Source organism: Shewanella sp. SG41-4 (assembly GCF_014164505.1).
GTDB lineage: Bacteria > Pseudomonadota > Gammaproteobacteria > Enterobacterales > Shewanellaceae > Shewanella.
The window spans coordinates 1-476 of sequence record NZ_JACJFI010000752.1 but is presented as its reverse complement, the minus strand read 5'-3'; the positions used below and the strand labels follow the sequence as shown (position 1 = coordinate 476).

At 43.3% G+C, this 476-nt stretch carries 1 protein-coding gene; it reads left to right on the top strand.

The window, feature by feature from the left end; all coding sequences use genetic code 11:
* On the top strand, positions 1–450 hold a 450-nt coding region (locus H5202_RS24875; RefSeq protein WP_182774154.1), incomplete at its 5' end, for an IS66 family transposase.
* Positions 451–476 lie beyond the last annotated feature (26 nt).

The following is a 476-nucleotide window of genomic DNA, read 5'->3' as shown; positions in this document are numbered from 1 at the left end:
GAAAAACAGGCAAAAAACTTAACCTCCCAAGCGCGTCAACAGCTGAGAAAGCAACAAGCCGAACCTATCCTCAATGAGTTTTACGACTGGCTAAACAGCCAACATGTTTTACCTAAAGGGGCATTAGGTAAAGCCATTAGTTACACCTTAAATCAATGGCCCAAATTACTGACCTATCTTGAAGATGGGGATATCAGTATTGATAATAATGTCACTGAGCGAGATATCCGGCCATTTACCACAGGACGAAAGAATTGGATGTTCTCGACGTCGGTGGGTGGCGCTAAAGCCAGTGCGAACTTATATAGCCTGGTGATGACCTGCCGTGCCAATGATTTGAATCCCTACTACTATTTTCGTCATCTATTTACGGAATTACCTAAGCGTGCACCATTAGATGATATGACTGATTTGCTGCCGTGGAATGTTGATTTAGGTGAAGCAGAATAAGCTTCACCAGTTCATTGACCGCTTAC